We start from the raw sequence: 24,369 nt of genomic DNA on the forward strand, positions 1-24,369 counted from the left end.
AAGGGGTTTTTCTGCCCCATTTTCGAAAGTGTATTAATCTGCTATTATAAATCATATAAAGTATTGATAAACAGAGGTTAATTGGTTATTTTCTTGTTTTTATTGACGAAGTGACAAAATCGAAAATACCACCTGAAACTACCCAAAATGTATAATATTTACCCCCAAAAGGGTATGAAAAATACCCCTTTTTTATTTTTAAATACCCCTTTTCTGGTGTTTTCTAGAAAGTCTGATTGTTCTACCTTTGAATTGTCGCTTATGAATTAATGCATTGTGCATTCAACCAAGATCTTTTATATAGAGCGGCATCACCCGAAGAGACGGGGCATACAAGATGATGGTTAACTTCTCCCCTATTGTTGTTAAGATGTCATTTGTCCCGTCTTTGAGGGTTTTTTTAGTTGCAATAGGTGCTAATAAAAAGAAGTTTATAAATGGTGTAAAAATATAGGGATTAATTTAAAATCTTTGGACTATGAGCTTACCAAAATATTTCAGCAATCCTTATTTTCATCCGCAGCATCAACTACTTCATCAGAAATTAAGTCCGGTTCTAAAAATGCTGTCTGGCCTTACGCAAGCGCCTCAATCTTTTTTAGCTTTATGGGATGAGGATTATCAGCAGCAATATAATTTAGAAACTGAAACTTATGTCCAGTTAAATATTGATTTCAAACTTTTTAAATCCAGATTTTCAAAGCTCAACCCTGAAGTGATTTATGTCCCAAATGTTAGATACCATACTCTTTTCCAAAATATTGATTTCTTTAAATCATTTGTTGATGAAGAACAGCTATTGATTTATCCCCTTGTGGATGGTCATCAACATGCTAAGGGTATAGTGGGTGTAATTTTACCAAAATCTGAAAATCTAGCTTTCGATTTCCTTTTCAAACAAATGGAATCAGTCGGTTCCTATATAAATCAATTATTTCAAGATTATCTTGATCACCAAAAAAGTAGTTTACTTAATCATATAAATTTAGAAGATCTGCCATCATCATTTTTTGAAGCAGAAATTAATCAGAAGCAGGAATTGGTTTTTAGCAATTTCAGCAAAACATTGATGCGAAAGCATCCGACATTTGCAATCGAATGCTCTGCTGAAAAAAGGATGAGCGAGCTGTTAAGCATGACTTTGGCTGACTTTTATGCGCTTATTAATAAAATCAAGGATAAACAGAATATGGAATATGTGTATTCCTGCTCTAACCAGGAAGGAGTAAAGAAATACTTTTTGATCAAATTGCATATTTCTGAGATTAGTTCAAAGGGGTATCGATTTTTAGGCGTTTTAGAAGATTTTACGGTTCAGAAAGCATATAGTAGTGTACTTGATCAAATGATTTTTGATATTTCTCACGTTATGAGAAGACCTGTTGTGACCATGAAGGGGCTGACTAACTTAATTGATATGGATATTTTTGATAAACAAGAACTGACTGAAATCACTAGAAAAATAAAAACTGTTTCAGAGGAAATGGAAGAATATATTGGGGCAATGTTTAAGATATATGAAGCTAAACAGGATGCTATATATCATTTGTGATTTGTGAATTAATTAAACCGAGGCCTTAAAAAGCCTCGGTTTTTTGTTTTTTAGATAATATTTAGTTCTTTCCCCACTTTCGTGAAAGCTTGAATAGCTTTATCCAAATGCTCTGTATCATGAGCCGCAGATAACTGCACCCTTATTCTTGCTTGTTCTTTAGGTACCACAGGATAAAAGAATCCGATTACATAAATCCCCTCTTCTAATAGTCTGTCTGCAAATTTTTGAGAAAGAGATGCATCGTAAACCATAATAGGTACTATAGCAGAATCACCATCTTTTATATCAAAGCCTGCTTTCTTAATGTTTTCTTTAAAGTAATTGATATTATTTTCAAGTTTATCCCTCAACTCAGTCGAACTGCTCAACAAGTCAAAAACAGCTATTGATGCTCCAACAATCGATGGAGCCAATGAGTTGGAAAACAAATAAGGCCTTGATTTTTGTCGCAGCATATCAATAATTTCCTTTCTGCCGGAAGTAAATCCACCCATGGCACCACCTAAAGCTTTTCCAAGTGTGCCTGTAATAATATCCACTCTTCCCATCACATTATTGAGCTCATGTGTTCCTCTTCCAGTCTTTCCTATGAAACCTGTTGCATGACAATCATCTACCATGACTAAGGCATCATATTGCTCGGCCAAATCACAAATTTTATCTAATTGTGCTACATAACCGTCCATGGAGAACACGCCATCAGTCACAATGATTTTACTTTTGGCATCTTTTGCTTTTTTCAACTGCTCTTCTAAGTCTGCCATATCATTATTTTGATAACGATACCTGGCAGCTTTACAAAGCCTTACGCCATCTATTATAGAGGCATGATTCAGAGAATCTGATATGATAGCATCTTCTGGACCTAAAATAGGTTCAAAAACTCCACCATTAGCATCAAAAGCTGCTGCATAAAGAATCGTGTCTTCAGTGCCTAAAAAATCAGCAATCTTTTTTTCAAGTTCCTTGTGAATATCCTGAGTTCCACAAATAAATCGAACGGATGACATCCCAAATCCGTGTGAGTCTAAGGTGCTTTTGGCTGCTTCCAGTACTTTAGGGTGCGAAGAAAGCCCTAAGTAATTATTGGAACAGAAATTTAAAACCTCTTTCCCGCTGTCTGTTTTGATTGCAGCTCCTTGTGGAGTAGTAATAATTCTTTCTCTTTTATAAAGGCCGTCTTTTTTGAGTTGTTCAAGTTCGCCTTGTAATTTTTTCTGAAGATTTCCGTACATATTTCCTGAAATTTTTCTTTTGAACAAAGATAAGCTTCCTTCTACGAATCACCATTAATTAATAAAGTTTTCAAACAGACTGAAAATTTTAAATGTCGATCCAGAAGGTATTATCTCAGTGAATTTTATAATTGATTTCAATATTTACATAAATACGAAGTTATTTATAACCTTTAGCTCATGTCTACATAGAAAGGATTGTATAGATAATTTGTTTAATGAAAATTATCTTTACAGGCCAACTAGCCATTTAAACATTAACTGCAACAACAAAACGAAGTTCGATCTTAAATTATGCATTAATCCCTTAAAGGCATCATTTCATAAATTTTCATTTCATTTTTTCAAAGAAAGAAAAATGATGGAACTCTCAAGTTGGTAATTAATTGAAGCTATCGCACAAATTATGACTTCTTAAAAATTTAGACTTAATATACCGGTAATAGAGTAGTTATATTAATGGAACTCAGGTTAAAATGAATGACAGTTTTAAGAAGTTGAATATCGAAAATTGGTGTTGATAGTTTAATTGGAAGGTTAGAACTTTAATATCTATCTATTTATCAAATATTTGTACAATTGTAATGTTTAAAGGCTAACCCAATTTTCTTAACCGATATATCCCTCTAGTTTTGCTTTATGTTTCAGAATCTGGAGGGTGGATTACTTGTAAATCAAAAAAAATGTTTTTCCGTTAACAACAAAATGGAAAATAGCTTCACGGCTTTTAAGGACTTTTTTGAGTCAGCAAATAATCCCATGTTTATAATTGATTTAGATTCCCATCAACTGCTGAATGTAAATCGTCAATTTGTCAATGAGCAATATTCATCGCAACATGCCCTTAGCTTATTTGAATCAAAATTAAGAGAATGCAATGGTTCACGATCATTTAGTGTGAAGCAAGATGAAAAAATAATTCTGTTTAATATTGTATTTGAGAAGGAGAAAAAAGCTCTTGTTCAAATTTTAGAATCTGAGCCAGAGCCGGCTCAGGAAAATTCTGGTTCTATTCCCTCAAAGCATCCATTTGATGAAATTGCCTCTAATAAGTCATTCATTAACAGATTGCCGTGCGGTATCATACATACAAATAAGAATTTTGAGGCACTTTGGTTCAATGATAAGTTAGAGAAATTATTTGGCCGTGAGATCGAGGAGCAGTTTAACTTTATTGATGCGATTTATGTAAAAAATATATCGCAGTTCTGGGAAAAAATAGAAAAACTGAATTCGGGAGAGGAGCAAGTTAAATTTTCCTTTGTAATTCATAATGTAAAGAAATCGAGTGAGGTTTTCATTAATGCTACGGCCATGGCGGTAGGAAAGGACCAGCAACTACAAGATGGTTTTGTTTTTATTTTAGAAGACAAAACTGAAAATATGCATTTCTCTGAAGAAATTACTAAACAAAATTTGGCCTTGAATCAGATCAATCACGAGTTGGATAAATTTCTTTATAGTGTATCGCACAACATAAGAGGACCTATCGCTTCATTAGAAGGTTTATTAAAGGTTATTGAAATCTCTGATGTAAATACAGTTAATGAATTACAGCATCATCTTAGGTTGAATCTAAGACTATTAAATGGTTTTGTGAGTGACATCAATAATGTTGCAACTAATATTCACACTCATGTTAATTATGAAGAAGTCAATCTTAGGGATATTTTAGAACAAACGGTATTATTTGTTGATGATATTTATGAAATCAAACCAAATATTAATTTTGAAATTCCTGCTTCGTACAGCATAAAAACAGATTCAAACCGTTTTGGTATGGTAATTAAATCTTTATTGAAGAACAGTTTTCAATATAGAGATAGCCGTAAAGATGATTTTAGAATCGATTTTAAAGTAAAGCAAAATGAAGATTTCCATTTAATTGAAATTATAGATAATGGTATTGGTATTCCAGATAAAGTAATGCCATACGTCTTTGATATGTTTTACAGAGGAACAGAGCTATCAAGTGGAAATGGAATGGGACTGTATAATAGTAGGGAAATATTGAAGAAAATAGGAGGCACAATGAATATTGAAAGTAAAGACCGGGAATGGACAAAAGTTAAGATTTATGTCCCTATGCATGTTTAAGTAAAGAGATTAGTAGTGAAAAAGCCTCATTGATTTTAAAATCAATGAGGCTTTTTCACTAGACTGTTTTGAATTTATTCTCCTAATATAAAGTATAAACCAAAAGTAGGAGCAAAAGTATTGGTTCCTAAATTTATTCCATTTGAAACAGTGGTCGTATTTCCGCCAGCTGGAGTAACAGCATTTCTGCTAAATGAAATCATATTTAACTCAAAATTAAATCCGACTTTGGACCCTGGAGTAAAAAGTATTCCGGGGTTAAGACCAAGATTAAATGAAGAACGATCATTCAAATCTGTTCTATCATTTCCGTTGATGGCAGTAGATCCCCCAAAACCAAAACCAATTCTAGCAGCACCATATAAGTGAACATTTTCTCCTAATCCGAAATAGTATCTTGCTTCAGGACTAAATGAAATGCTATTTGTTCTCACATAGTCATCTTCTCCTAAGTTATTTCTTTGAGTTGTAAATCCCACTGCTCCACCAACTGATAAATTATCACTTAAGAAATACTGTGCATTAGGCAATAATCTTATTTCTTGAAAGTCAGCATTCTCTATATTCTGAAATTGAGCACTACCGCCAATTAGAATACTTCCACTTCCTAATTGAGCAAAAGCTTGCTGAGAAAAGATTATAACGAGCAAAATCAAAGTTACTTTTTTCATATATTTTTTTTCTATTTTAGTTGTACTGCAATATTAACTGAAAGATTCAAGATTTATTATATCATGTATTATTTTACCATAAATAATAAAAAAGCACAGACCAATCTATTGATCTGTGCTATGAACAGTGAAATATGCGTCTTTAAATTTTATCGGATATTCAATCCCATACCAACTGAAAGTGTATTGTACTTTTGTATCGTGTAATCAACATTTAATGCCAAGACCCACAAAATCTTTACTCGTGCACCAACAGTAAATCTAGGTCCACCGCTACCATCGAAAGTTAAATCAATTGGATCTGTAACGGTATAAGATTCTCCTCCTCCGGAAAATTCATAATCACCTTTCATAGCGAAATTTGATCTCACAATATTTACTCCGAGACCCGCATATGGGGTGAAAAATAATAGCTTTTTTGAAATTATAGCTTGAATAGTTGTTGCACTGGCACCGAATTCTGCAAATTGACCTTGACTCTCATCAATTTGGTAATTAGTTGAAATTCTATTGAAACCAATTAATCCAGACAGATCAAAAGGTAATAATTTCATTCCCGGGATCCATTGTTTGAAATCATGTTTTACTCCAAACCCGAATGATTGAAAACTAAAATCCCCAACATTTATTTCTGGTGTAAATCTGATTATTAAGTCAGTACTTTTAACAATTCCAATTCCTAGCTGTACAGTAGGGGTTGGAATAGCTAAAGGACCAGGATAATCCAAATCTCCCAGTATACCGTCTGGTGCACCAATATTCTCCGTGTACGAAACGCTTTGACCTGCTGCGATTTCTCTCTCTCCACTTATCTGTAGCTGCTGATTTGTACTACTTCCTACAAAAGTAGGTAAGCTGGTATTACTTGGGTCGGCTAGTGATATATTATCATATTCTGAAGCCACGAACTCAAATGTTTTTGCCGCATCCGGGATAGTGGCCATATTGATATTGAAAGTCAAATCAAATCCCAAGGTCTTATGCGGTTTTGCCGTGTTATACCAACCATTCGCTAAACCATTACCTATTGAGGTAGCCACTGGGTTCATATAATGTTCTAAATAGGTATTGGCATCTGCCACTCCTGAATTTACAACTTGCTCAAAGTCTTGCGCTTGAGTATCATTCAAGTTAGCTAAACTATAAATAGCTAAAATTATTCCTGTAAATATTCTTTTCATAGTGTTGTGTTTTGGTGATACATATGTATAAAAGTATTGAATTTTTATTGAATTTTTTAATTTTAATATTCTTCACTTCATTAAACCTAAAAAAATATTTTTATTCGAAAGTACTGAATAGTTTTTCTCAACATACTCTCGACCTTTTTTTCCTAACTGATTTCGTAAATTATAGTCTTCTATTAGATCTGATAATTTCTGTGTCCATTCCTTTTCATTTGTTGCAGAATACCCAGCTCTGCTTTCTGTAAGTAATTTTTCATTAACTCCGACCGGTGATCCCACAATAGGTTTTTTAACTGCCATATATTGCAATAATTTAAAACCACATTTTCCCTGACTCCAAATATCATTGCTTAGTGGCATGATACCGATATCTATTTTATTTAAGTCTTCTATCTCTGACCTTTTACTCCATGGTATAAACCGCATGTAATGGACATCAAAATCAGGCTTTTGGTTGGAAATTACCAACAATTCAAAGTCATAATTAGTCGAGAGTTGATCTAAAACAGGTAGGACTAGTTTTAAATATTGGAGTGTAGAATGCGTTCCAGTCCAACCAATAACGGTTTTTTCGGAGTCTTTTTTTTCCAAAGCTCGGTGGTAAGTTGTATCTATAGTAGTTGGATTAACTACAACTTTATCATTGTATTTTTTGGCAAATTCAGCTAAATATTCGTTCCCACAACTCACCTTATAGCTCCACTTACAGATATTTCTGACTTTCGATTTCCATTTTAAAACTGCTTTTAAGCTACCTTTTTCGCCAGGGTCTTCTAGCCAAATTGCATCATCGAAATCATAGATGATTTTTTTTCTCCATATAAAGCGAACAATCCATTCAAAAAAGGGCGGGCCTACTGGAGATGCTTCTCTATGGATAAATATAAACTCATAAGAATGAAGCTGAAATAACAATAAAAAGCGTTTGATAAAAGATATGATAAGCCATGCTATTTTTTTGGCGCTATTTCCTGATTTATAGAGGATTTTCCAGGCTTTAAGATTTAAAAATGGGGCTAATCGAAATGCATATGCTTCATTTTTTATGATGTTGAGATATTGCTCATATCGAAAACGCTGACTAGGAGCTTCATCAAAAGGGTAGGGGCAAATAAAAAGTATTTTACGAGGCTTCATTTATTCTGGTATCCTGATTTCTCCAGTCCCCATGTGAACACATGATCCACCTACTAAAACTTTGGATATTTTTCCGTCTTCCTGCACTATCTGCATTTTTATTTGGCTTGGCCTACCCATTTCGTATCCCTGTTCACCAATGGATAATTCACTTAAATCAGCAATGTTGTAGTTATGTATATAAGAGGCTAAAGGACCGTGGGCGCTTCCTGTTGCAGGGTCTTCAGGTACTCCAATATGGGGTGCAAACATACGGCTATGAGTCAGATGATTTTTATCCTCCGTTTCCATAGTGAAAGCCATTACACCCGTGATAAAAATTTCATCTAAAATCTCAGTAAAAAGCTCATTGTTTAGTTTTAGGTTTTTTACTGAATTTAATGTTTGAATTGGAACCATTAAAAATGGATTTCCACAATTCACTATTCTGCAGGGAAAATCTTTTGAAATCTCCTCTTCTTCAACTGAAAGAAGCGAGGCAACAAGTTTTTTGTCTTTGAAGCTCTGTTCAAATTTAGGTAATGGTTGCTCCATTAGTATTTTAGAAATCTCCATATCGTGCTGCTCGAATTGGACCTTAATCTTTCCAATATTTTGTTCTAGCAATAGTTCATTAGCTTTCTTAGGCTTTATTCCTTTTTCTTTTAATAAGTAATATGAAGTGCCAATTGTAGGGTGACCGGCAGTGGGCAATTCCATTCCAGGCGTGAAAATTCGCATTTTAATATCAGCTTCGGCACTAGGTTTGTTCAAGAAAACTGATTCCGATAAATTTAATTCTTTTGCTATTTTTTGCATTTGTTCAGCACTCAAGCCTTCGGCATTATCGAAAATTGCCAGTGGGTTTCCGCCAAAAGGCTCTGAAGTAAAAACATCAATAAGCTTAAATTTTATTGTCTTAGCCATATCCGAAATTAAGAAAAAAGATTAAGGAAAATAGTAATATTAACTAATCGTATGTTTATGCCTAAGAAAAAAAATGGCTCAACTTAATTAAAAGTTGAGCCATTTGTAATAATTGTAATAGAGCTTTATTTATCATCTCCTTTTTTACCGCCAGATGATTTTTTAGCCGAACTTGATCCTTTATCACTTCCGGATATTGAATCTCTCATGTCAGTATCAGCTTGAATATTTTGCATTCTGTAGTAATCCATAATTCCCAAATTACCGCTTCTAAATGATTCAGCGATAGCTTGAGGAACCTGTGCCTCTGCTTCAATTACTTTTGCTCTAGCTTCTTGTGCTTTGGCTTTCATTTCTTGCTCTTCTGCAACCGCCATCGCTCTTCTTTCCTCTGCTTTGGCTTCAGCTACTTTTAAGTCGGCAGATGCTTGGTCTGTTTGTAGTTTCGCTCCAATATTGGCTCCTACATCCACATCTGCAATATCAATAGATAGAATTTCAAAAGCAGTTCCTGCATCCAAACCTCTTTGCAATACTAATTTCGATATCTTATCAGGGTTTTCCAATACGTTTTTATGTGAATTAGCAGAACCAATTGAAGTTACGATACCTTCACCCACTCTGGCTAGAATAGTATCTTCTCCTGCTCCCCCGACCAATTGTTGAATGTTAGCTCTAACAGTAACTCTTGCAATCGCAATTAATTGAATACCATCTGCCGCAACTGCTGCTACTTTAGGGGTAGTGATTACTTTCGGATTAACTGAAATTTGAACTGCTTCAAATACATCTCTACCTGCTAAGTCAATTGCAGTGGCTTGTTTGAATCCTAGTGTAATATTGGCCTTATCTGCAGATATTAATGCCTTGATGACATTGGGTACATTACCACCGGCCAGGTAGTGGGTTTCCAGTTCATTGGTGGTCACTTCTAATCCAGCTTTGGTCGCAGTAATCATTGATTCCACTATAATTCGAGGAGGAACCTTTCTGATTCGCATAAAAACCAGTTCGAATAAACCTACTTTAACACCTGAGAAAATTGCAGTAATCCACAGGTTTATAGGTACAAAGTACAGGAATACGAAAAATAAGACTATTCCTGCTATAACAATAAAAATTAATGAAGTGTCCATATTATTTAATTGGTTCTACAAATATTCGTTTTGAATCTATTCTAATTATTTGAATTTCTTGCCCAGCACCGATCCACTCTCCCTTGCTTCTGACCTCGTAAATCTTGCCAAAAATTTCGGCTTTTCCAATTGGTTTTAAATCGGAAACTGTTTTTCCTTTTTCACCTACTTGAAAAGAGAATATATCTTCATCATTCACCTTACTTTTAATGCTTGATTTTAAAGAAAACCGATCCCAAGAATTGGATTTAAAACTGTAAACAATTCCAAGGATTGTAACTAGAGCAGTACCTGCAACGGTCCAATAGCCTGCAACATTTCCATAGTCATCAAAAACCATGAAAATCCCCACAATAGTGAGCAGAAGACCAATTACGCCCACGAAAGTTGTACCAGGTACAAAAATCAATTCGGCAATTATTAGCAGTAAACCAGCAAGGATTAGAAAAATAATTCCTATCATAATTTAAAATTAAGCCTAAAAATAATTAAAATCAGTAAGCTTTTGCAAAAAGCACTCTTTTATTTGAAGGCTTACCTGAATAAATGCATTTTCCATTTTCTTCTTTAGCGTCCAACGGAATACAGCGGATTGTGGCTTTAGTTTCTTCTTTTATTTTTTCCTCAGTTTCTGCAGTCCCATCCCAATGTGCACTGATGAAACCACCTGTTTTCTCGAGTTGAGATTTAAACTCCTCATAAGAATCTACTTTATAGGTATTGGAAGTTCTAAAATCTAAAGCTTTTTTATAGATATTGTTTTGAATCAATTCTAATGTGTTCTCAATAGTGGATTCAATACCCTCGATATTAACGGTTTGCTTTTCTTTAGTGTCTCTTCTTGCTAATTCTACCGTACCATTAGCCAAATCTCTAGGGCCAATGGCAATTCTTAATGGAACTCCTTTCAATTCCCATTCTGCAAACTTAAATCCAGGCTTATGAGTATCTCTATCGTCAAACTTTACAGAAATCCTTTTCTTTTTTAATGTCTTTTTTAGCTTTTCAGCTACTTCAGCTATTTTATTTTGTTCTTCTTCTGTTTTGAAGATAGGAACTATAACGACCTGTATTGGTGCCAATCTTGGTGGCAAAACCAATCCTTCATCATCAGAATGAGCCATAACCAATGCGCCCATCAATCGAGTACTTACGCCCCAGGAAGTACCCCAAACAAACTCTTGTTTTCCTTCCTTCGTAGCAAATTTTACATCAAAGGCTTTGGCAAAATTTTGACCTAAGAAGTGAGAAGTGCCTGCCTGTAAGGCTTTTCCATCTTGCATTAATCCTTCAATGCAATAGGTTTCCATGGCACCTGCAAACCTTTCACTTTCAGATTTTAAACCTTTGATTACTGGTAAAGCCATAAATTCTTCTGCGAATTCGGCATATACGTTAATCATTGTTTCAGTTTCTTCAATAGCCTCTTGCTTGGTAGCATGAGCGGTATGGCCCTCTTGCCACAAGAATTCAGCTGTTCTTAAAAACAAGCGAGTTCTCATTTCCCATCTTACTACATTTGCCCATTGATTGACTAGTAATGGTAAGTCTCGATATGATTGCACCCAGGTTTTGTAGGTGTTCCAGATTATGGTCTCTGAGGTAGGCCTAACAATGAGCTCTTCTTCCAGTTTTGCATCAGGATCTACTACAATTCCTTTCCCATTTTCATCATTTTTTAATCGGTAATGAGTAACAACTGCACATTCTTTAGCAAAACCTTCAACATGATCTGCCTCCTTGCTTAAATATGATTTAGGAATAAATAGAGGGAAATAAGCATTCTGATGTCCTGTTTCTTTGAACATATCATCCAATTCTCTTTGCATTTTTTCCCAAATTGAAAATCCATAAGGTTTTATAATCATGCACCCTCTTACTGCAGAATTTTCAGCCAAATCTGCTTTTTTCACTAATTCATTGTACCATAGTGAATAATCTTCACTTCTTTTTGGTAATACTTTCGCCATTTTATAATTTTTGGTATGAAGTTTGTATCAATATTCTTGATTAATATCTCGAATGATTTTCATATATTGAAATCAATTTACAATATTAATCGTTGTAAAATTAGAAACATTAAATTATGTAGCCATGAAAACCTTAAGCTTTATATTACTTATCAGTATATTTATTATTCCAGAGGTCGGATTTGGACAATCTGATCTGAAGGTAGAAAACGATGATTTGTACTTTACTTCTAAAGATAGAAAGGTATTAAACGAGAAAATTGCCTTAGAAGAAAAGCGTAAGGCTGAGGAATTAAAAAAATCAGGCTACGCTTATGATCAATTTGAATCTTCCAATGAAGGCTTAAATGATTTAAAAAGCAATGAAAAGAAACAAAATGCCGAATTAAATCAGGAGCCACCTGTTGCAGAGCAGTCAGAAGAGCAAGGATGGTATTATGATGAAAATGCAGCAAGAAGAGGTTTAAATCCTCAGACTGGTCAAACTCAAATCCATAATTACTATGGTGGAATGAATCCAATGATGTATGGTTGGAACGATCCGTGGATGTATGGTGGAATGAATCCGATGATGTATGGAGGGTTTTATGACCCATTCATGTTCCGCCCTGGTTTTAACGTTGGGTTTGGATTTAATTCCTGGGGAAGGAATTCATGGTCAATTGGATACGGTCGAGGCTTCTATGATCCGTTCTATGACCCATTCTTCGACCCTTATTGGGGAAGTCCGTTTGCGTACAGGAACTCATGGAGAAGACCATTTTGGGGTTCAAGCTACGGATGGGGTTACAATAATGGATATAGAAACGGCTTCTATGATGGTTATAATGTAGGACTTTATAATGGTCATTTATTAGCTGATAATACTTTGAATAGGAGAAGTAGAACTTATACCAGTAATCCACGAGTTAGCAGATCTGCTACGAATGCTAGAGTGGCTAGTAGTAGGACAAGAAATGTAAGCGATAATTATAGTGTAAGCAGAAATGTGGGAACGGAAAGAAGTAGAAGCGCATTGCAAGTGGCGGACAGGTCAGCTAGAACCAACAATGTCTCTAGCAGATCAAGTGCTACAGCAAGAACGGCTAGTGTTAACAATGCTAATAGCTCGATGTATAGCAGAACTTCAAGAACGGCACAGTATGCTCGCTCTGCATCTGACAATAATGTACGAACTGCTTCTTACTCTGGGAATAGAGGTAGAACGGTTGCAAACAATGCCTCAACTGTAAGTAGAGCAAATACCAGTGCTAATAATAGTTCTAGATACTATAATAGTTCCAGAACTAATAGATCTTCATACTCCTCAGGAAGAAGCTCTAGTAATAATAGAAGCGCAACCTTTGGAAATAGCTCAAATAGAAGCAGTAGTTCTTTTGGAAGATCATCAGGATCTAGCAATAGCTCCTACGGAAGATCGTCCAATAGTTCAAGTAGAAGTTCTTCTTTTGGGAGATCATCTTCAAGCTCTAGAAGTAGTAGTTCAGTGGGAAGATCTTCATCTTCTAGTAGATCTTCCTCTGGTAGCAGCTCAAGAAGTAGTGGCTCATCTAGAAGCAGCTCATCATCTAGAGGCGGAAGAGGTGGATGATAATATATAAAGCACCTTATACCAAGGTGCTTTTTTTATTAACGTTATCTAATTATATCCTTAAAAATTTCTTTGAGAATACAGGAATTCTATATCAAATTATTTTAGCACTATTAACTTTTATTCAATGAAAACGCTCAAATATTTTTCCCTAATATTTATAGGGTTGTTATATTCATTCAATTCTTTGGGGCAAGTCCCACTTTATACCGCTGATGCTGTGAGGTTCAGTCAGACTGATGGCGGAGGTTCTGCAAGATTTGTAGCATTGGGGGGCGCAAATGTCTCCTTAGGTGGCGATATAAGTAGTATTTCAGGTAATCCTGCAGGTTTAGGTTTCTATAATCGGTCGACTTGGGCAATTTCACCTGTATTAAGAATTGGCGACTTCAGCGCTGAATACGAAGGACAAAACAACCAAAATATGGGGGGTAACTTTCAAATCCCAAATATGGGAATGGTTTTTCATAATAGGTATGAAGAATATGCTGGATCAAAATGGATATCAGGTACATTTGGTATTGCTATTAATCAAAAGCAGAGCTTTTACAATAATATAAATTATAGAGGCACGGTCGAACAGGGAAACGATGGCTTCATATATGATTTTACTGAAAGCTCTTTATTTCCGTTCCTGACGGATAATGGATTTAGAGAATTTAATTTTAGAAATGAAATCGAAGATGTAGCAAATTCCGATACTTACACCTATTTAGCTTATCAGACTTATTTGTTGCAGACTTTTACTACAAATGATGATACATTTATTGTTGATAGGTATGATTATGATGGAAATACTGACGGTTACTTGACACAGTCTGTTAATCACAGAGAAAATATAGATAGTTATAGTGGTTTAACCACCTTAGATTTGTCTTATGGCGCCAATTACAATGATGTACTTTATTTAGGAGCAGCTCTTAATGTAAACTTTCTTAATTATCGTCAAGTTAGAAATTTTAGGGAGACACCGGACAACAGCTTGTTAAACTATATGGAGCTAAATGAGGAGACCATTATTTCAGGCACTGGAGCTGCCTTTACGATTGGTGGTATTTTTAAGCCTATAAATATTTTGAATTTAGGCTTCTCCTACACAACTCCAACATTTATTTCTATGACAGAAACTCAAGAAATATCAATGGAAAGCTTCTTTATATATAATCCTGAAACAGATGAGGAAGATGTTAGCTATGAAGAGGAAGTACTAAATGAAGTCCCAGCTTATAGCTTAAGATTACCACAGAAGGTATCTGTAGGCGCTACTGCATTTTTATCTAAGTACGGTTTTGTAACGGCTGATTTAGAGTATGTAGATTATTCCTCGGCTAGGTATAGCAGTACGAATGGAGCATTTGGCGGTGATGCCCCTGATGTTGGAAGTGAATTGCAAAATACATTTAATTTGAGGTTAGGAGTAGAGGGCAGGTGGAATATATTAAGAGCAAGAGCTGGTTTTGCATATTTCGATAACCCCTACAGAAGCTTTGATCACAATAGACAGTCTATTTCGGGAGGTGTGGGAATAATAAGAAAAAGCGGCTTTTTTGTAGATGCCACTTACACTGTAAGTAGTTTAACCAACCCCAATATTACTGCATATGCAGGAAGCGATATTATAACATCAGAATCAAATATTTCAAATGTTAGGATTACGCTAGGAAAGAATTTCTAGGATCTTTTGGATTAAGGCGCTTTTAGTTTTAAGAAAGCGCCTGTATAGTTGTTTCATCCCAGTCTTTTAGGTGATGAGTTGCTTTGTTATAATAATCAAATCTTTTGTTTTTCAGTTGTTCTAATTTATTGAAAATATCTGCTTGCTTATTGCAATGCGAAAAAAGAGGTCTGGTGTTTTTTGCTGGATCCCATATTCTTTTTGCTATAAGCTGTAGTGGAGGGTTAAGAAATATTGTTGAGCCTTTTTTATTCATTAACTCCATATTATTATTGAAGCATGGTGTACCTCCTCCTGTTGAGAGCATCATGGCTTGATAATTATCGGCCAATTTCTCCAGGTAAAAAGATTCTAGATTGCGAAAATAATCTTCACCTTCGCTTTTGAAAATTTCAGTTATAGGAAAACCTTCATTATTTTCAATGATATCATCCAAATCAAAAAAAGGAAGTTTGATTTTTTCCGACCATATTTTTCCCCAATGACTTTTCCCACTTCCTGGCAATCCTACTAGGAAATAGCGCATTATTTTAATTTTTCAGTGATGTCAATAGGATCAGGGACGTCATTAAAGTGCCATTTGGCTTTAACAGTCCCGTCTTCCACTAATACCAGACCAGGGTTTGAACGAATAATTGTTTTTAAAACGGTAGCATCAGCATAATAGAAATCAGTTTTCATCCCTCTTCGAGCTCTAACTTGCAAGACATCCTCCGCAGACGATGATGTCAAAATTATTGGTTCAATTCCTGGACTTAATCTTGAAATCAAATCATTTACGTCAATTAAACCTTCCGTGTTTGAATTTGAAATATCATAAGCTACTATCCACAACTTTTTTCCGCTCAAAACCATATCTGTCTTATCCCCAGATTCATTCCAAGTGGCAAAATCAGTGATTTTAGGAGTTGAGGCCTCTTCATTAATTACTGCATGACCAACCAGTTTATAGCCGTCCTCTTCAGATTTGTAGTCAAAAGACTTAAGCTTTTCTCCATTTTTTTCAAAGGTATATTGAAATTTCGGACTTTCTTTGGCTTGCATTGCACTAGGTATATGTGTACCTATTTTATAGGCTCTAAAATCGATTGGTGGCAAATGCCTGACTGCATAAATGCAAAGTAGAAAACTTATGCCTGTAACACAGATTACTATAATGTTCTTTGCAGCAAATGTACTTTCCTTAATCTTTTTGATATTTAGATATAAGAAACCAATAAGCACAACTAAAATAATGTCTTTAGTGAATGATTGCCAAGGGGTTAAGGTTATAGCATCACCGAAGCATCCGCAATCTGTTACTTTATTGAAATATGCTGTATAGAATGTCAGAAAAGTAAAGAATACAATCATTATGCTTAATAGGTTCATGGTGTATTTAACTCTCCATCGAATAATCAAAGCAACTCCTAAGGTCACTTCCAATACATTTAAAATGATTCCAATAACTAATGCATAGGGCTCGAATACGGAGAAGAAGGAAGCAATATCACCGGCAAAAACGGCAAAATACTCTTCCAGTTTTATGGCAGTTCCAACTGGATCAACGACCTTTACCAGGCCGCTAAAAATGAATAAGCCACCTACTATATACCTAACAATATCGATTATTACTTTCATAATATTATTCTCTTATTCTGATTTTAAGTTGATTACTATATCCTGCAGATTAACTTTTTAATTAATTTCATCTAATTTGATTAAGCAAAAAACTGCATAATTAATCATGTCCTGATAATTGGCTTTTACCGGTTCGGACATGAGTGTTTTACCCTGGTTGTCTTCTATTTGTTTCACTCTATAAAGTTTCATTAAAATAATGTCTGTTATAGAGCTTATCCTCATATCTCGCCAAGCCTCGCCATAGTCATGATTTTTATTTATTAGTAATTGCAAAGTTTCCTCAGCAACGGCTTCATATTTCGGCATCAGGTCTTCAACGGGTATTTCAAGCGGAGCATCAACCGAAAGCGATTCTTGAATTATTGCTATTATGCTATAATTAATAATTCCAATAAATTCATTCTTAATATCTTCATCAATCTTTTGAGCCCCTTTTTCCTGAATTGATCTTATTCTCTGCGCTTTAATGAATAATTGGTCTGTTATGGATGTTAATCTTAAAATTCTCCATGCTGTACCATAATCTTTGGTTTTCTTTTCGAAAACATCTTTACACAGCGCAATAACTTGCTTATATTCGCTCTCGGTTTGTGTCATCAACTACCGTTTTATATAATTTTTAGTTAAATACTATTTGGAAGCGAAAGATAAAGCATTTTCTCATAAAAAAACACTACTCCTTAAAGGGAACTTAATGGATTTTTCTGTTCCAAAGGTAATGGGCATTATCAATGCTACTCCAGACTCCTTTTACGATGGTGGCAAAAACGTAGATGTAAGTAAGACATTGAAAACGGTAAATGCAATGCTGGCAGATGGCGCCAATATTATTGATGTAGGCGGCTATTCGACCAAACCAAATGCATCAGAAGTTTCTTTAGAAGAAGAACGAAGAAGAGTGATTCCTCTTATTAGTAGTTTAATCCGAGAATTTCCAGATCTCGTAATTTCTATAGATACATTTAGGTCTGAAGTCGCACATGAAGCTGTGGAAGCAGGAGCCTCTTTGATTAATGATGTATCTGGGGGCAATTTGGATGATAAAATGTTTCAGACGGTCAGTAAACTTGCTGTACCATACATTTTAATGCATATGCGAGGAACACCTGCTACTATGCAGTCCTTAAGTAGTTATCATCATTTAATTAAAGATGTTGTACTGGAATTAAGTGAAAAAATTAAAAAGTTGCGTTCTTTGCAAATTAATGATATTATTATTGATCCAGGTTTTGGATTTGCTAAAACACTCGATCAGAATTATGAAATGCTTAATAATTTATCCTATTTTAAAGTATTAGAATGTCCATTGTTAGTGGGCGTGTCACGAAAGTCAATGATTTATAGACTTTTGGGAACAGAAGCGAAAGAAGCTTTGAATGGAACTACCGCGCTAAATATGGCCGCACTAATGAATGGAGCCAATATTTTGCGAGTTCATGATGTAAAAGAAGCAATTGAGACAGTTAAAATATTTAATAAGCTAAAAAATTGATTTTAGGTTTTACCATAGGGTTTTTAGAAGTTAGTTTGGTGGATGTCTTGGATATTGCACTTGTCAGCTTTTTGCTGTTTCAAGTGTATAATCTGATGCGCGGTAGTGTTGCAGTAAGAATTTTTGTCGGCTTTTTATCTCTGTACTTAATCTATTTGGTTGTAAGAGCGGCAGAAATGGAATTGTTATCAGCTATTTTAGGACAGTTCATGGGGGTTGGGGTGATTGCTGCCATTATTTTATTTCAACAGGAAATTCGTAAATTTTTACTCTTGTTAGGAAAGACTACTTCCTTCAACTCCGAAAATGGTTTTTTATCCAATCTCCCTTGGAAAAAACGCAAAAGAGCTGATGAATTTAATATAACTCCTTTAATAGAGGCTTCCAAGTCATTGGGAGGTACCAATACAGGTGCTTTGATCGTGCTTTCGAAAGGCTCGGAATTGAAGTTTTATTCTGAATCTGGTGATTTAATTGATGCAATTGTTTCTAAAAGATTATTGATATCTATTTTCAACAAAACAAGCCCATTACACGATGGTGCTGTAATCATATATAAAGGAAGAATAAAAGCAGCAAGATGTGTCTTGCCTGTTTCAGAGAAGGATGTGCCAGCTCAATTTGGATTGCGTCATAAAGCTGCAATTGGTATGTCGGAGGCTACTGATACTATTGTTTTGATAGTTTCAGAAGAAACGGGGCAATTGTCTGTTGCTAGAAATGGGACAATTTACCATAACCTATCAAATCAGGAAATCAGGTCAAAAATAAATGACTACCTAACAGAAGATAAAAAGAAAAAGCAAAAAGAAGACAAAAGAGAAAACACCGAACAAGAGACTGTTCAATAGTACTTTTAGTTTTTCTAATTTTTTTCTCCATTTCACTATCTATTAAATCTCTGTAAATGAGTGCTTTAAAAAATTTCTTACAAAAAAAGAAAATTATTTTTTAGATAGGGGTTACTTTTTATCCTTTCACAGTATATACTATTACAAACACAAATTTTATTCATACACCTGTTTAACACGAAAAGCCTTCTTTGAAAAAAGAAGGTTTTTCTTTTTTATACTCTCTTGCTTTTTCATATTTACGTTATGGAATTCATAAAAGTAAATACACAATTTAAGAAGCATATAGCACTCATCAATCTTAACAGACCTAAGGAATTAAACGCCTTGAATTTGCAGTTAATGACGGAATTAAAGGACACGCTGAAGGCATTGGATGAAGATGAGGATGTGAGAGTAATCGTTTTAACAGGTAATGAAAAAGCCTTTGCAGCAGGTGCAGACATTAAGCAAATGGCTGGGAAAACGGCTATTGATATGCTGAATGTAGATCAGTTTAGCACTTGGGATCAAATTAAGAAAACCAAAAAGCCTATAATTGCAGCTGTATCTGGTTTTGCATTAGGTGGAGGTTGTGAGCTTGCTATGACGTGCGATATGATTATAGCTTCCGAATCTGCTAAATTTGGCCAGCCAGAGATAAAAATTGGAGTAATGCCTGGTGCTGGAGGAACACAAAGGTTAACCAAAGCACTTGGTAAAGCCAAAGCTATGGAGTTGGTTTTAACGGGTAATTTTTTAAGTGCTGATGATGCCCTGCATTACGGATTGGTTAATAAAGTAGTGCCAGCAGAAATGTATTTAGAAGCAGCCTTAGAATTAGCTGAACAGATTGCACAGATGTCCCCAGTAGCTGCTAAATTAGCTAAGGAGGCTGTAAATAGAGCGTTTGAATCTCATTTGGATGAGGGCTTACACTTTGAACGTAAAAATTTCTATTTGACATTTGCTTCCGAAGATCAGACTGAAGGCATGAAAGCATTTGTAGAAAAAAGAAAGCCAGAATTTACTGGTAAATAATATTGATGAAGTATAATTTCTATCCCGGCCCTTCAAAGATTTATCCTCAAGTAGCGAGATACTTTCAAGAGGGAATGGATTTAGGAATCTTCGAAAGAAATCATAGATCAGATTCTTTTCAAGAATTATTTTCTAGGACAAAATTATTACTTAAGTCAAAATTGAACATCCCGTTGGATTATGAGATTGCAATGGTTTCCTCTGCAACTGAATGCTGGGAAATCATTGCGCAATCTTTTGTTCAAAAAAGGTCTTCACATTATTTTAACGGTGCTTTTGGTGAGAAATGGTGGAAGTATTCCCAGAAAATTCATCCCAAATCAATAGGGGCTAACTTTTCAGTAAATGAATTACCCCAAATAGAATCTTTTGGCCAAAAGCCTGAATTGATTGCGCTGACTCATAATGAAACTTCGAATGGAACGGCTATTCCACTTGGTTTCCAAAAAGATATCCGAAAACGGTTTCCGGATAGCATGATTGCATTTGATGCCACCTCCTCTATGGCTGGGTATGAATTTGATTGGGAAAATGGAGATATTTGGTATGCATCTGTGCAAAAATGTTTTGGTCTTCCTGCTGGAATGGCAATTATGGTCGTTAGCCCAAAAGCCATTACTAGAGCAAAAGAAATTGGAGATGAAGCTCATTACAATTCCTTTAATTTAATTTTAGAAAATACCAGAAAGGATCAAACACATCATACTCCAAATATTAGTAATATTTTTTTATTGGGTAGACTATTAGAGAATGTTGAAAATATTACCGCAATACATAATAACCTTAAGTCAAGAAAAAAAGATTTTTATACAGACCTGAAAAAAGTAGAAATCCTAAAACCGTTGATAAATTCTTCAGAGGTTCAATCTGATACGGTTTTTTGTTTGCAGGGACCTCAAGAGTCTATTCGAATGGTAATACAAACTGCTCTAAACGAGGGGATAATATTGGGAAATGGATATGGAGTAATGAAAGATAGTACGATAAGAGTGGCTAATTTTCCAGCTATCCCCAATCAAGATTATAAAGACCTCATTAATTTCTTATTACGTTTTGAAATAAAGAATTGAAAGCTGAGTTTCTTGTTGTACTTTTGCGCAAATTTTAAAAATATGCTCAATTTTAAAGAAATTATTTCAGTCTCTCTCATCCTGTTTTCAGTAATCGATATTTTGGGATCAGTCCCGATTGTGATCGATTTAAGAAAGAAATTAGGTCATGTTCAATCCGGTAAGGCTACTATTGTAGCCGGAATTATTATGATTGCTTTTCTTTTTTTAGGAAAATCTATTCTCAATTTATTCGGATTAGATGTTGCTTCTTTTGCTATTGCTGGAGCCATCGTAATGTTTTTAATTGGTATGGAAATGGTACTAGGTATAGTGCTATTCAAGCATGAAGATGCTTCAGCTGGCAGTGCCTCCATTATGCCCATTGCGTTTCCGCTAATTGCCGGAGCTGGAACCATGACCACACTGATTTCTTTAAAGGCAGAGTATCAGACTTTAAACATAATAGTGGGAATAGTAATCAATCTTATTTTGGTATTTATTGTCTTAAAAACTTGTGGATGGCTTGAAAGAAAGATCGGTCAGGCAGGGTTTAGCATTCTACGCAAAGTGTTTGGTATTATACTTTTGGCGATATCAATCAAATTATTTAAAAACTTTTTTTAGTAGGGACTGATTATTGTCAGCTAGGGGTAATCGATCAAGAAACAGTCAAAAATTTTCTTTAGTATTTCTTAAAAAGAACAAAATTATCTTTGATCTTGCAATGCTGACTACTTGGATTTGTAGGATAACATTGGTCTTTTTAATAAAATCACTGAACTCATGATAACCATATATACAGACGGATCTGCTTTAGGAAACCCTGGCCCTGGAGGCTATGGGATTGTTCTTCGTTTTGGGGAGAAGGTTAAGGAAATATCGGAAGGGTACAGAAATACCACTAATAATAGAATGGAGTTGCTGGCGATAGTAGTGGCTTTGAAAAACCTTAAGACTAATAAGTATCCCGTTCATATTTACAGCGATTCAAAATATGTAATTGATTCAATCACAAAAGGTTGGCTGTCAAACTGGGTCAAAAAGGGATTTAAGGGCAAGAAAAATGTTGATCTGTGGAAACAATATTTAGATGTTTCAAAGGGTTATGATGTACATTTTCATTGGGTGAAAGGACATGCCGGAAACCGAGATAATGAACGTTGCGATAGATTGGCAGTGGCAAAAGCGGAAAATGGACCTCATTTAATTGATAAAGGATTTGAAAATAAAGTATCGGATTAAAAATTATTTCGTTACAAGGAGAAATTAAACCAATAGGATGTATATGAATAAAGTAAAATTAATTTTAGTTTTTGTTTTAATGAGTAGCTCAGCTCTTTTCAGCCAAGATTATAAAACAGCGATTGGAGTTAGAGGTGGTTTTCCAACTGCTATTACTGGCAAGCATTTTATCAATAAAACCGATGCATTAGAAGGTCTTTTGTCTGGATATAGAGGCGGTTTTGAAATTACTGGCCTTTATGAGAAGCATGCTAACGCCTTTGATGTACCGTATTTGAACTGGTATTACGGGGCTGGGGGACATATTGGAGCTTTCGATAATAACATCGCAAGACCTGGGTACTTTTACAATGACAGGGGTAGAGGTTTTACAGTTGGCTTAGATGGTATTCTTGGATTGGAATACACTTTGACCGATATACCCTTTGCGATAGGAGTAGATATGAAACCAACTTTTGATTTTGCTCCTGAACCAAGATTGTGGTTTGGTGGTGGAGTTTCATTTAGATTATATTTTTGATAAAAATGTATAATTTAATCTAATTCTTCCAGAAGATTTTTAGCATCTTCATATCGGCTTGCAGAGGGTTTGATCTTTGAAAGATATACTTTGCAGGCCGAATATCTCTTTACTTTTAATTCATTTAATGCTGCATACCAAAGGGCCTCCTCCGCATAGCCACTTTGCGTCTGGAGGATTTCTTCAAACAAATCTCTTGCTTTAGTTTCAGCCCCAAGTTCCATGTAGGCTATGGCTCGGTATAATTTAATTGATTGCTCTTCTTCGTTTTGCTCTAATATTTGATTGAAGAATTCGATTGCATCAGCATACTGTTTTTCGTTAAATGCATTTTCAGCTTTAGTATATATACCATTATCATTACCTCTGACAGTTAAATGGAGATTAGGGATCTGAGCTATTTCGTCATACTGTGGTTTAGAAATATTACCTAAATAAAAATATAGACCAATTGCAACTATAACACTAGCGGCTATAGCCATTTTTAACCATGGTAATTTTGCTTTCTGTCTAGAATCAAAATACTCTTTTGATATCCTGGAAACGGATCCCTTGAAATCATTTATTTCCGATTCAGTAGCAGAACCTTTTTCAAGATGATTATTTACAGATTGAAACAGTTCAAAATTTTCCTTATAATCTTCGTCATTTTCAATTCGTTTTTGATGTCTTGCAAGTTCATCCTTAGTTAAATCACCTGTAAGATAAGTTTCAAATATTTGGTAGTCTTGCTCTGTCATTTTTAGTCTCTTTTTATTGAATCGTATTTAGGTGATGATTTAACTAACTCGGTTAATTTCCCAATGCACAATGATTTCTTTTTTCTAGCGTAGGCATATGAGATATCCAGTTTTTTAGCTACTTCTTCCATGCTTTTTAACTTAAAAGAAGCTTTCAATAAATCTTTGCAAGCATCAGATAGTTTTTGAAACATTTCCTGAAACAATAATTCTTTTTCTTCATAAAGAGCTGTTTCTTCGGCCATTTCATAAGCATTATCAACTATAGATAAATTTTCGCTCTTGCTTGTTACCCATTCCTTTCCGTTTTTTTTCAGCTCATTTAGCCATTTTCTTTTGGATAGCAAAAAGAAGTAGGCATCAAAAGGGCATGTAAGCTGCAAGTCATTATTGATGGCCTGTTTGTAAATAGTGATTAGGACCTCTTGAATAATGTCTGATGCTTGAGATTCATCTCCATTATTCTTGCAGATATACTGTATAACTTTTTCTGCAAAGCGGTCATAGATTTCTCTAATAATCCGACTGTCATTATGCTTTATTCCATCAATTAGGTATTGATCCGGATGGTTTTCCTCGGGCATACTCAGATATTTTTATACGAAAGTAAAAAAAATATATCAAACTGGGGTAACAAAGTATGAAGCACATTGATCTAAGGGCGAATCA

At 34.8% G+C, this 24,369-nt stretch carries 24 protein-coding genes; 11 read left to right on the forward strand and 13 right to left on the reverse strand.

Annotated features, from left to right (window positions below):
- Positions 1-478 precede the first annotated feature (478 nt).
- Positions 479-1,552 carry a hypothetical protein gene (locus AAC601_RS04100; protein WP_303268373.1) on the forward strand — a complete coding sequence of 358 codons (1,074 nt, stop codon included), beginning with the start codon at positions 479-481 and terminating at the stop codon, positions 1,550-1,552.
- A 50-nt stretch (positions 1,553-1,602) separates the two neighbouring features.
- Here AAC601_RS04100 and kbl read toward each other — a convergent pair whose 3' ends face one another.
- A complete protein-coding gene (kbl, locus tag AAC601_RS04105) occupies positions 1,603-2,790 on the reverse strand; it encodes a glycine C-acetyltransferase (RefSeq protein ID WP_303268374.1) in 1,188 nt (395 codons plus the stop codon).
- 705 nt (positions 2,791-3,495) lie between these two features.
- On the opposite strand from kbl, the gene AAC601_RS04110 reads away from it, so the two are divergent.
- Complete coding sequence (locus AAC601_RS04110) at positions 3,496-4,887, forward strand: HAMP domain-containing sensor histidine kinase (protein ID WP_303268375.1); 1,392 nt, start codon at positions 3,496-3,498, stop codon at positions 4,885-4,887.
- 74 nt (positions 4,888-4,961) lie between these two features.
- Here the strand turns inward: AAC601_RS04110 and AAC601_RS04115 are convergent, their stop codons facing one another.
- From AAC601_RS04115 to proS, 7 genes are all read right to left on the reverse strand, one after another.
- Positions 4,962-5,558, reverse strand: a complete 597-nt coding sequence (locus AAC601_RS04115; RefSeq protein ID WP_303268376.1) for an outer membrane beta-barrel protein — start codon at positions 5,556-5,558, stop codon at positions 4,962-4,964.
- 149 nt (positions 5,559-5,707) lie between these two features.
- Positions 5,708-6,739, reverse strand: coding sequence for a DUF6588 family protein (locus tag AAC601_RS04120; RefSeq protein WP_303268377.1), 1,032 nt, complete (start codon positions 6,737-6,739; stop codon positions 5,708-5,710).
- Between the two features lie 72 nt (positions 6,740-6,811).
- Positions 6,812-7,882 (reverse strand): glycosyltransferase, encoded by a 1,071-nt coding sequence (locus AAC601_RS04125; RefSeq protein ID WP_303268378.1) that lies wholly within the window; start codon positions 7,880-7,882, stop codon positions 6,812-6,814.
- Positions 7,883-8,788 (reverse strand): PhzF family phenazine biosynthesis protein, encoded by a 906-nt coding sequence (locus AAC601_RS04130; protein WP_303268379.1) that lies wholly within the window; start codon positions 8,786-8,788, stop codon positions 7,883-7,885.
- Between the two features lie 125 nt (positions 8,789-8,913).
- Positions 8,914-9,924, reverse strand: a complete 1,011-nt coding sequence (gene floA / locus AAC601_RS04135) for a flotillin-like protein FloA (RefSeq protein ID WP_013455820.1) — start codon at positions 9,922-9,924, stop codon at positions 8,914-8,916.
- Position 9,925: 1 nt separating this feature from the next.
- Positions 9,926-10,387, reverse strand: a complete 462-nt coding sequence (locus AAC601_RS04140) for an NfeD family protein (RefSeq protein WP_303268380.1) — start codon at positions 10,385-10,387, stop codon at positions 9,926-9,928.
- A gap of 31 nt (positions 10,388-10,418) precedes the next feature.
- Positions 10,419-11,894 carry a proline--tRNA ligase gene (gene proS, locus AAC601_RS04145; protein WP_303268381.1) on the reverse strand — a complete coding sequence of 492 codons (1,476 nt, stop codon included), beginning with the start codon at positions 11,892-11,894 and terminating at the stop codon, positions 10,419-10,421.
- Between the two features lie 124 nt (positions 11,895-12,018).
- On the opposite strand from proS, the gene AAC601_RS04150 reads away from it, so the two are divergent.
- Positions 12,019-13,485: a hypothetical protein gene (locus AAC601_RS04150; protein WP_303268382.1), complete on the forward strand. Its 1,467-nt coding sequence runs from the start codon at positions 12,019-12,021 to the stop codon at positions 13,483-13,485.
- A gap of 127 nt (positions 13,486-13,612) precedes the next feature.
- On the forward strand, positions 13,613-15,160 hold the full coding sequence (locus AAC601_RS04155) for a hypothetical protein (RefSeq protein ID WP_303268383.1): 1,548 nt from the start codon (positions 13,613-13,615) through the stop codon (positions 15,158-15,160).
- A gap of 28 nt (positions 15,161-15,188) precedes the next feature.
- Here AAC601_RS04155 and AAC601_RS04160 read toward each other — a convergent pair whose 3' ends face one another.
- Genes AAC601_RS04160 through AAC601_RS04170 form a run of 3 tightly spaced genes read right to left on the reverse strand, consistent with a single transcriptional unit; the run spans position 15,189 to position 17,383 of the window.
- Positions 15,189-15,686: a shikimate kinase gene (locus AAC601_RS04160; RefSeq protein ID WP_303268384.1), complete on the reverse strand. Its 498-nt coding sequence runs from the start codon at positions 15,684-15,686 to the stop codon at positions 15,189-15,191.
- Positions 15,686-16,780: a BT_3928 family protein gene (locus tag AAC601_RS04165; RefSeq protein ID WP_303268386.1), complete on the reverse strand. Its 1,095-nt coding sequence runs from the start codon at positions 16,778-16,780 to the stop codon at positions 15,686-15,688. The genes AAC601_RS04160 and AAC601_RS04165 overlap by 1 nt, the downstream gene beginning before the upstream one ends.
- A 57-nt stretch (positions 16,781-16,837) precedes the next feature.
- On the reverse strand, positions 16,838-17,383 hold the full coding sequence (locus AAC601_RS04170; RefSeq protein ID WP_340152543.1) for a DUF1599 domain-containing protein: 546 nt from the start codon (positions 17,381-17,383) through the stop codon (positions 16,838-16,840).
- Between the two features lie 94 nt (positions 17,384-17,477).
- Here AAC601_RS04170 and folP point away from each other — a divergent pair, with 94 nt between their 5' ends.
- The 7 genes from folP to AAC601_RS04205 all read left to right on the forward strand — a co-directional run bounded on the left by folP (position 17,478) and on the right by AAC601_RS04205 (position 22,960).
- Positions 17,478-18,275 carry a dihydropteroate synthase gene (gene folP / locus AAC601_RS04175; protein WP_340152544.1) on the forward strand — a complete coding sequence of 266 codons (798 nt, stop codon included), beginning with the start codon at positions 17,478-17,480 and terminating at the stop codon, positions 18,273-18,275.
- Complete coding sequence (cdaA, locus tag AAC601_RS04180) at positions 18,272-19,126, forward strand: diadenylate cyclase CdaA (RefSeq protein ID WP_303268389.1); 855 nt, start codon at positions 18,272-18,274, stop codon at positions 19,124-19,126. The genes folP and cdaA overlap by 4 nt, the downstream gene beginning before the upstream one ends.
- A gap of 246 nt (positions 19,127-19,372) precedes the next feature.
- Entirely contained in the window at positions 19,373-20,146 is a 774-nt protein-coding gene (locus AAC601_RS04185; protein ID WP_340152545.1) for an enoyl-CoA hydratase-related protein, read from the forward strand.
- 5 nt (positions 20,147-20,151) lie between these two features.
- Complete coding sequence (locus AAC601_RS04190) at positions 20,152-21,216, forward strand: aminotransferase class V-fold PLP-dependent enzyme (protein ID WP_340152546.1); 1,065 nt, start codon at positions 20,152-20,154, stop codon at positions 21,214-21,216.
- Between the two features lie 42 nt (positions 21,217-21,258).
- Positions 21,259-21,822: a MarC family protein gene (locus AAC601_RS04195; RefSeq protein ID WP_303268393.1), complete on the forward strand. Its 564-nt coding sequence runs from the start codon at positions 21,259-21,261 to the stop codon at positions 21,820-21,822.
- Between the two features lie 159 nt (positions 21,823-21,981).
- Positions 21,982-22,440 (forward strand): ribonuclease HI, encoded by a 459-nt coding sequence (rnhA, locus tag AAC601_RS04200; RefSeq protein WP_340152547.1) that lies wholly within the window; start codon positions 21,982-21,984, stop codon positions 22,438-22,440.
- A gap of 43 nt (positions 22,441-22,483) precedes the next feature.
- Positions 22,484-22,960, forward strand: coding sequence for a hypothetical protein (locus AAC601_RS04205; RefSeq protein ID WP_340152548.1), 477 nt, complete (start codon positions 22,484-22,486; stop codon positions 22,958-22,960).
- Positions 22,961-22,974: 14 nt separating this feature from the next.
- On the opposite strand, the gene AAC601_RS04210 is transcribed toward AAC601_RS04205, so the two are convergent.
- Positions 22,975-23,700, reverse strand: coding sequence for a tetratricopeptide repeat protein (locus tag AAC601_RS04210; RefSeq protein WP_340152549.1), 726 nt, complete (start codon positions 23,698-23,700; stop codon positions 22,975-22,977).
- 2 nt (positions 23,701-23,702) lie between these two features.
- On the reverse strand, positions 23,703-24,284 hold the full coding sequence (locus AAC601_RS04215; protein WP_303268400.1) for a sigma-70 family RNA polymerase sigma factor: 582 nt from the start codon (positions 24,282-24,284) through the stop codon (positions 23,703-23,705).
- Positions 24,285-24,369 lie beyond the last annotated feature (85 nt).

Origin of the sequence: uncultured Marivirga sp. (assembly GCF_963974845.1) — a bacterium.
In the GTDB taxonomy this organism is placed as follows: domain Bacteria; phylum Bacteroidota; class Bacteroidia; order Cytophagales; family Cyclobacteriaceae; genus Marivirga; species Marivirga harenae.

Excerpts from the sequence above, each read along its gene's own strand:
- AAC601_RS04120 (WP_303268377.1), bottom strand. The coding sequence starts at position 6,739 with ATGAAAAGAATATTTACAGGAATAATTTTAGCTATTTATAGTTTAGCT.
- folP (WP_340152544.1), top strand. The coding sequence starts at position 17,478 with ATGGATTTTTCTGTTCCAAAGGTAATGGGCATTATCAATGCTACTCCA.
- AAC601_RS04165 (WP_303268386.1), bottom strand. The coding sequence starts at position 16,780 with ATGAAAGTAATAATCGATATTGTTAGGTATATAGTAGGTGGCTTATTC.
- proS (WP_303268381.1), bottom strand. The coding sequence starts at position 11,894 with ATGGCGAAAGTATTACCAAAAAGAAGTGAAGATTATTCACTATGGTAC.
- AAC601_RS04190 (WP_340152546.1), top strand. The coding sequence starts at position 20,152 with ATGAAGTATAATTTCTATCCCGGCCCTTCAAAGATTTATCCTCAAGTA.
- AAC601_RS04130 (WP_303268379.1), bottom strand. The coding sequence starts at position 8,788 with ATGGCTAAGACAATAAAATTTAAGCTTATTGATGTTTTTACTTCAGAG.
- AAC601_RS04160 (WP_303268384.1), bottom strand. The coding sequence starts at position 15,686 with ATGCGCTATTTCCTAGTAGGATTGCCAGGAAGTGGGAAAAGTCATTGG.
- AAC601_RS04155 (WP_303268383.1), top strand. The coding sequence starts at position 13,613 with ATGAAAACGCTCAAATATTTTTCCCTAATATTTATAGGGTTGTTATAT.
- AAC601_RS04210 (WP_340152549.1), bottom strand. The coding sequence starts at position 23,700 with ATGACAGAGCAAGACTACCAAATATTTGAAACTTATCTTACAGGTGAT.
- AAC601_RS04205 (WP_340152548.1), top strand. The coding sequence starts at position 22,484 with ATGAATAAAGTAAAATTAATTTTAGTTTTTGTTTTAATGAGTAGCTCA.
- AAC601_RS04110 (WP_303268375.1), top strand. The coding sequence starts at position 3,496 with ATGGAAAATAGCTTCACGGCTTTTAAGGACTTTTTTGAGTCAGCAAAT.
- AAC601_RS04195 (WP_303268393.1), top strand. The coding sequence starts at position 21,259 with ATGCTCAATTTTAAAGAAATTATTTCAGTCTCTCTCATCCTGTTTTCA.
- AAC601_RS04185 (WP_340152545.1), top strand. The coding sequence starts at position 19,373 with ATGGAATTCATAAAAGTAAATACACAATTTAAGAAGCATATAGCACTC.
- AAC601_RS04140 (WP_303268380.1), bottom strand. The coding sequence starts at position 10,387 with ATGATAGGAATTATTTTTCTAATCCTTGCTGGTTTACTGCTAATAATT.
- floA (WP_013455820.1), bottom strand. The coding sequence starts at position 9,924 with ATGGACACTTCATTAATTTTTATTGTTATAGCAGGAATAGTCTTATTT.
- AAC601_RS04100 (WP_303268373.1), top strand. The coding sequence starts at position 479 with ATGAGCTTACCAAAATATTTCAGCAATCCTTATTTTCATCCGCAGCAT.
- AAC601_RS04125 (WP_303268378.1), bottom strand. The coding sequence starts at position 7,882 with ATGAAGCCTCGTAAAATACTTTTTATTTGCCCCTACCCTTTTGATGAA.
- rnhA (WP_340152547.1), top strand. The coding sequence starts at position 21,982 with ATGATAACCATATATACAGACGGATCTGCTTTAGGAAACCCTGGCCCT.
- AAC601_RS04215 (WP_303268400.1), bottom strand. The coding sequence starts at position 24,284 with ATGCCCGAGGAAAACCATCCGGATCAATACCTAATTGATGGAATAAAG.
- kbl (WP_303268374.1), bottom strand. The coding sequence starts at position 2,790 with ATGTACGGAAATCTTCAGAAAAAATTACAAGGCGAACTTGAACAACTC.
- AAC601_RS04150 (WP_303268382.1), top strand. The coding sequence starts at position 12,019 with ATGAAAACCTTAAGCTTTATATTACTTATCAGTATATTTATTATTCCA.
- AAC601_RS04115 (WP_303268376.1), bottom strand. The coding sequence starts at position 5,558 with ATGAAAAAAGTAACTTTGATTTTGCTCGTTATAATCTTTTCTCAGCAA.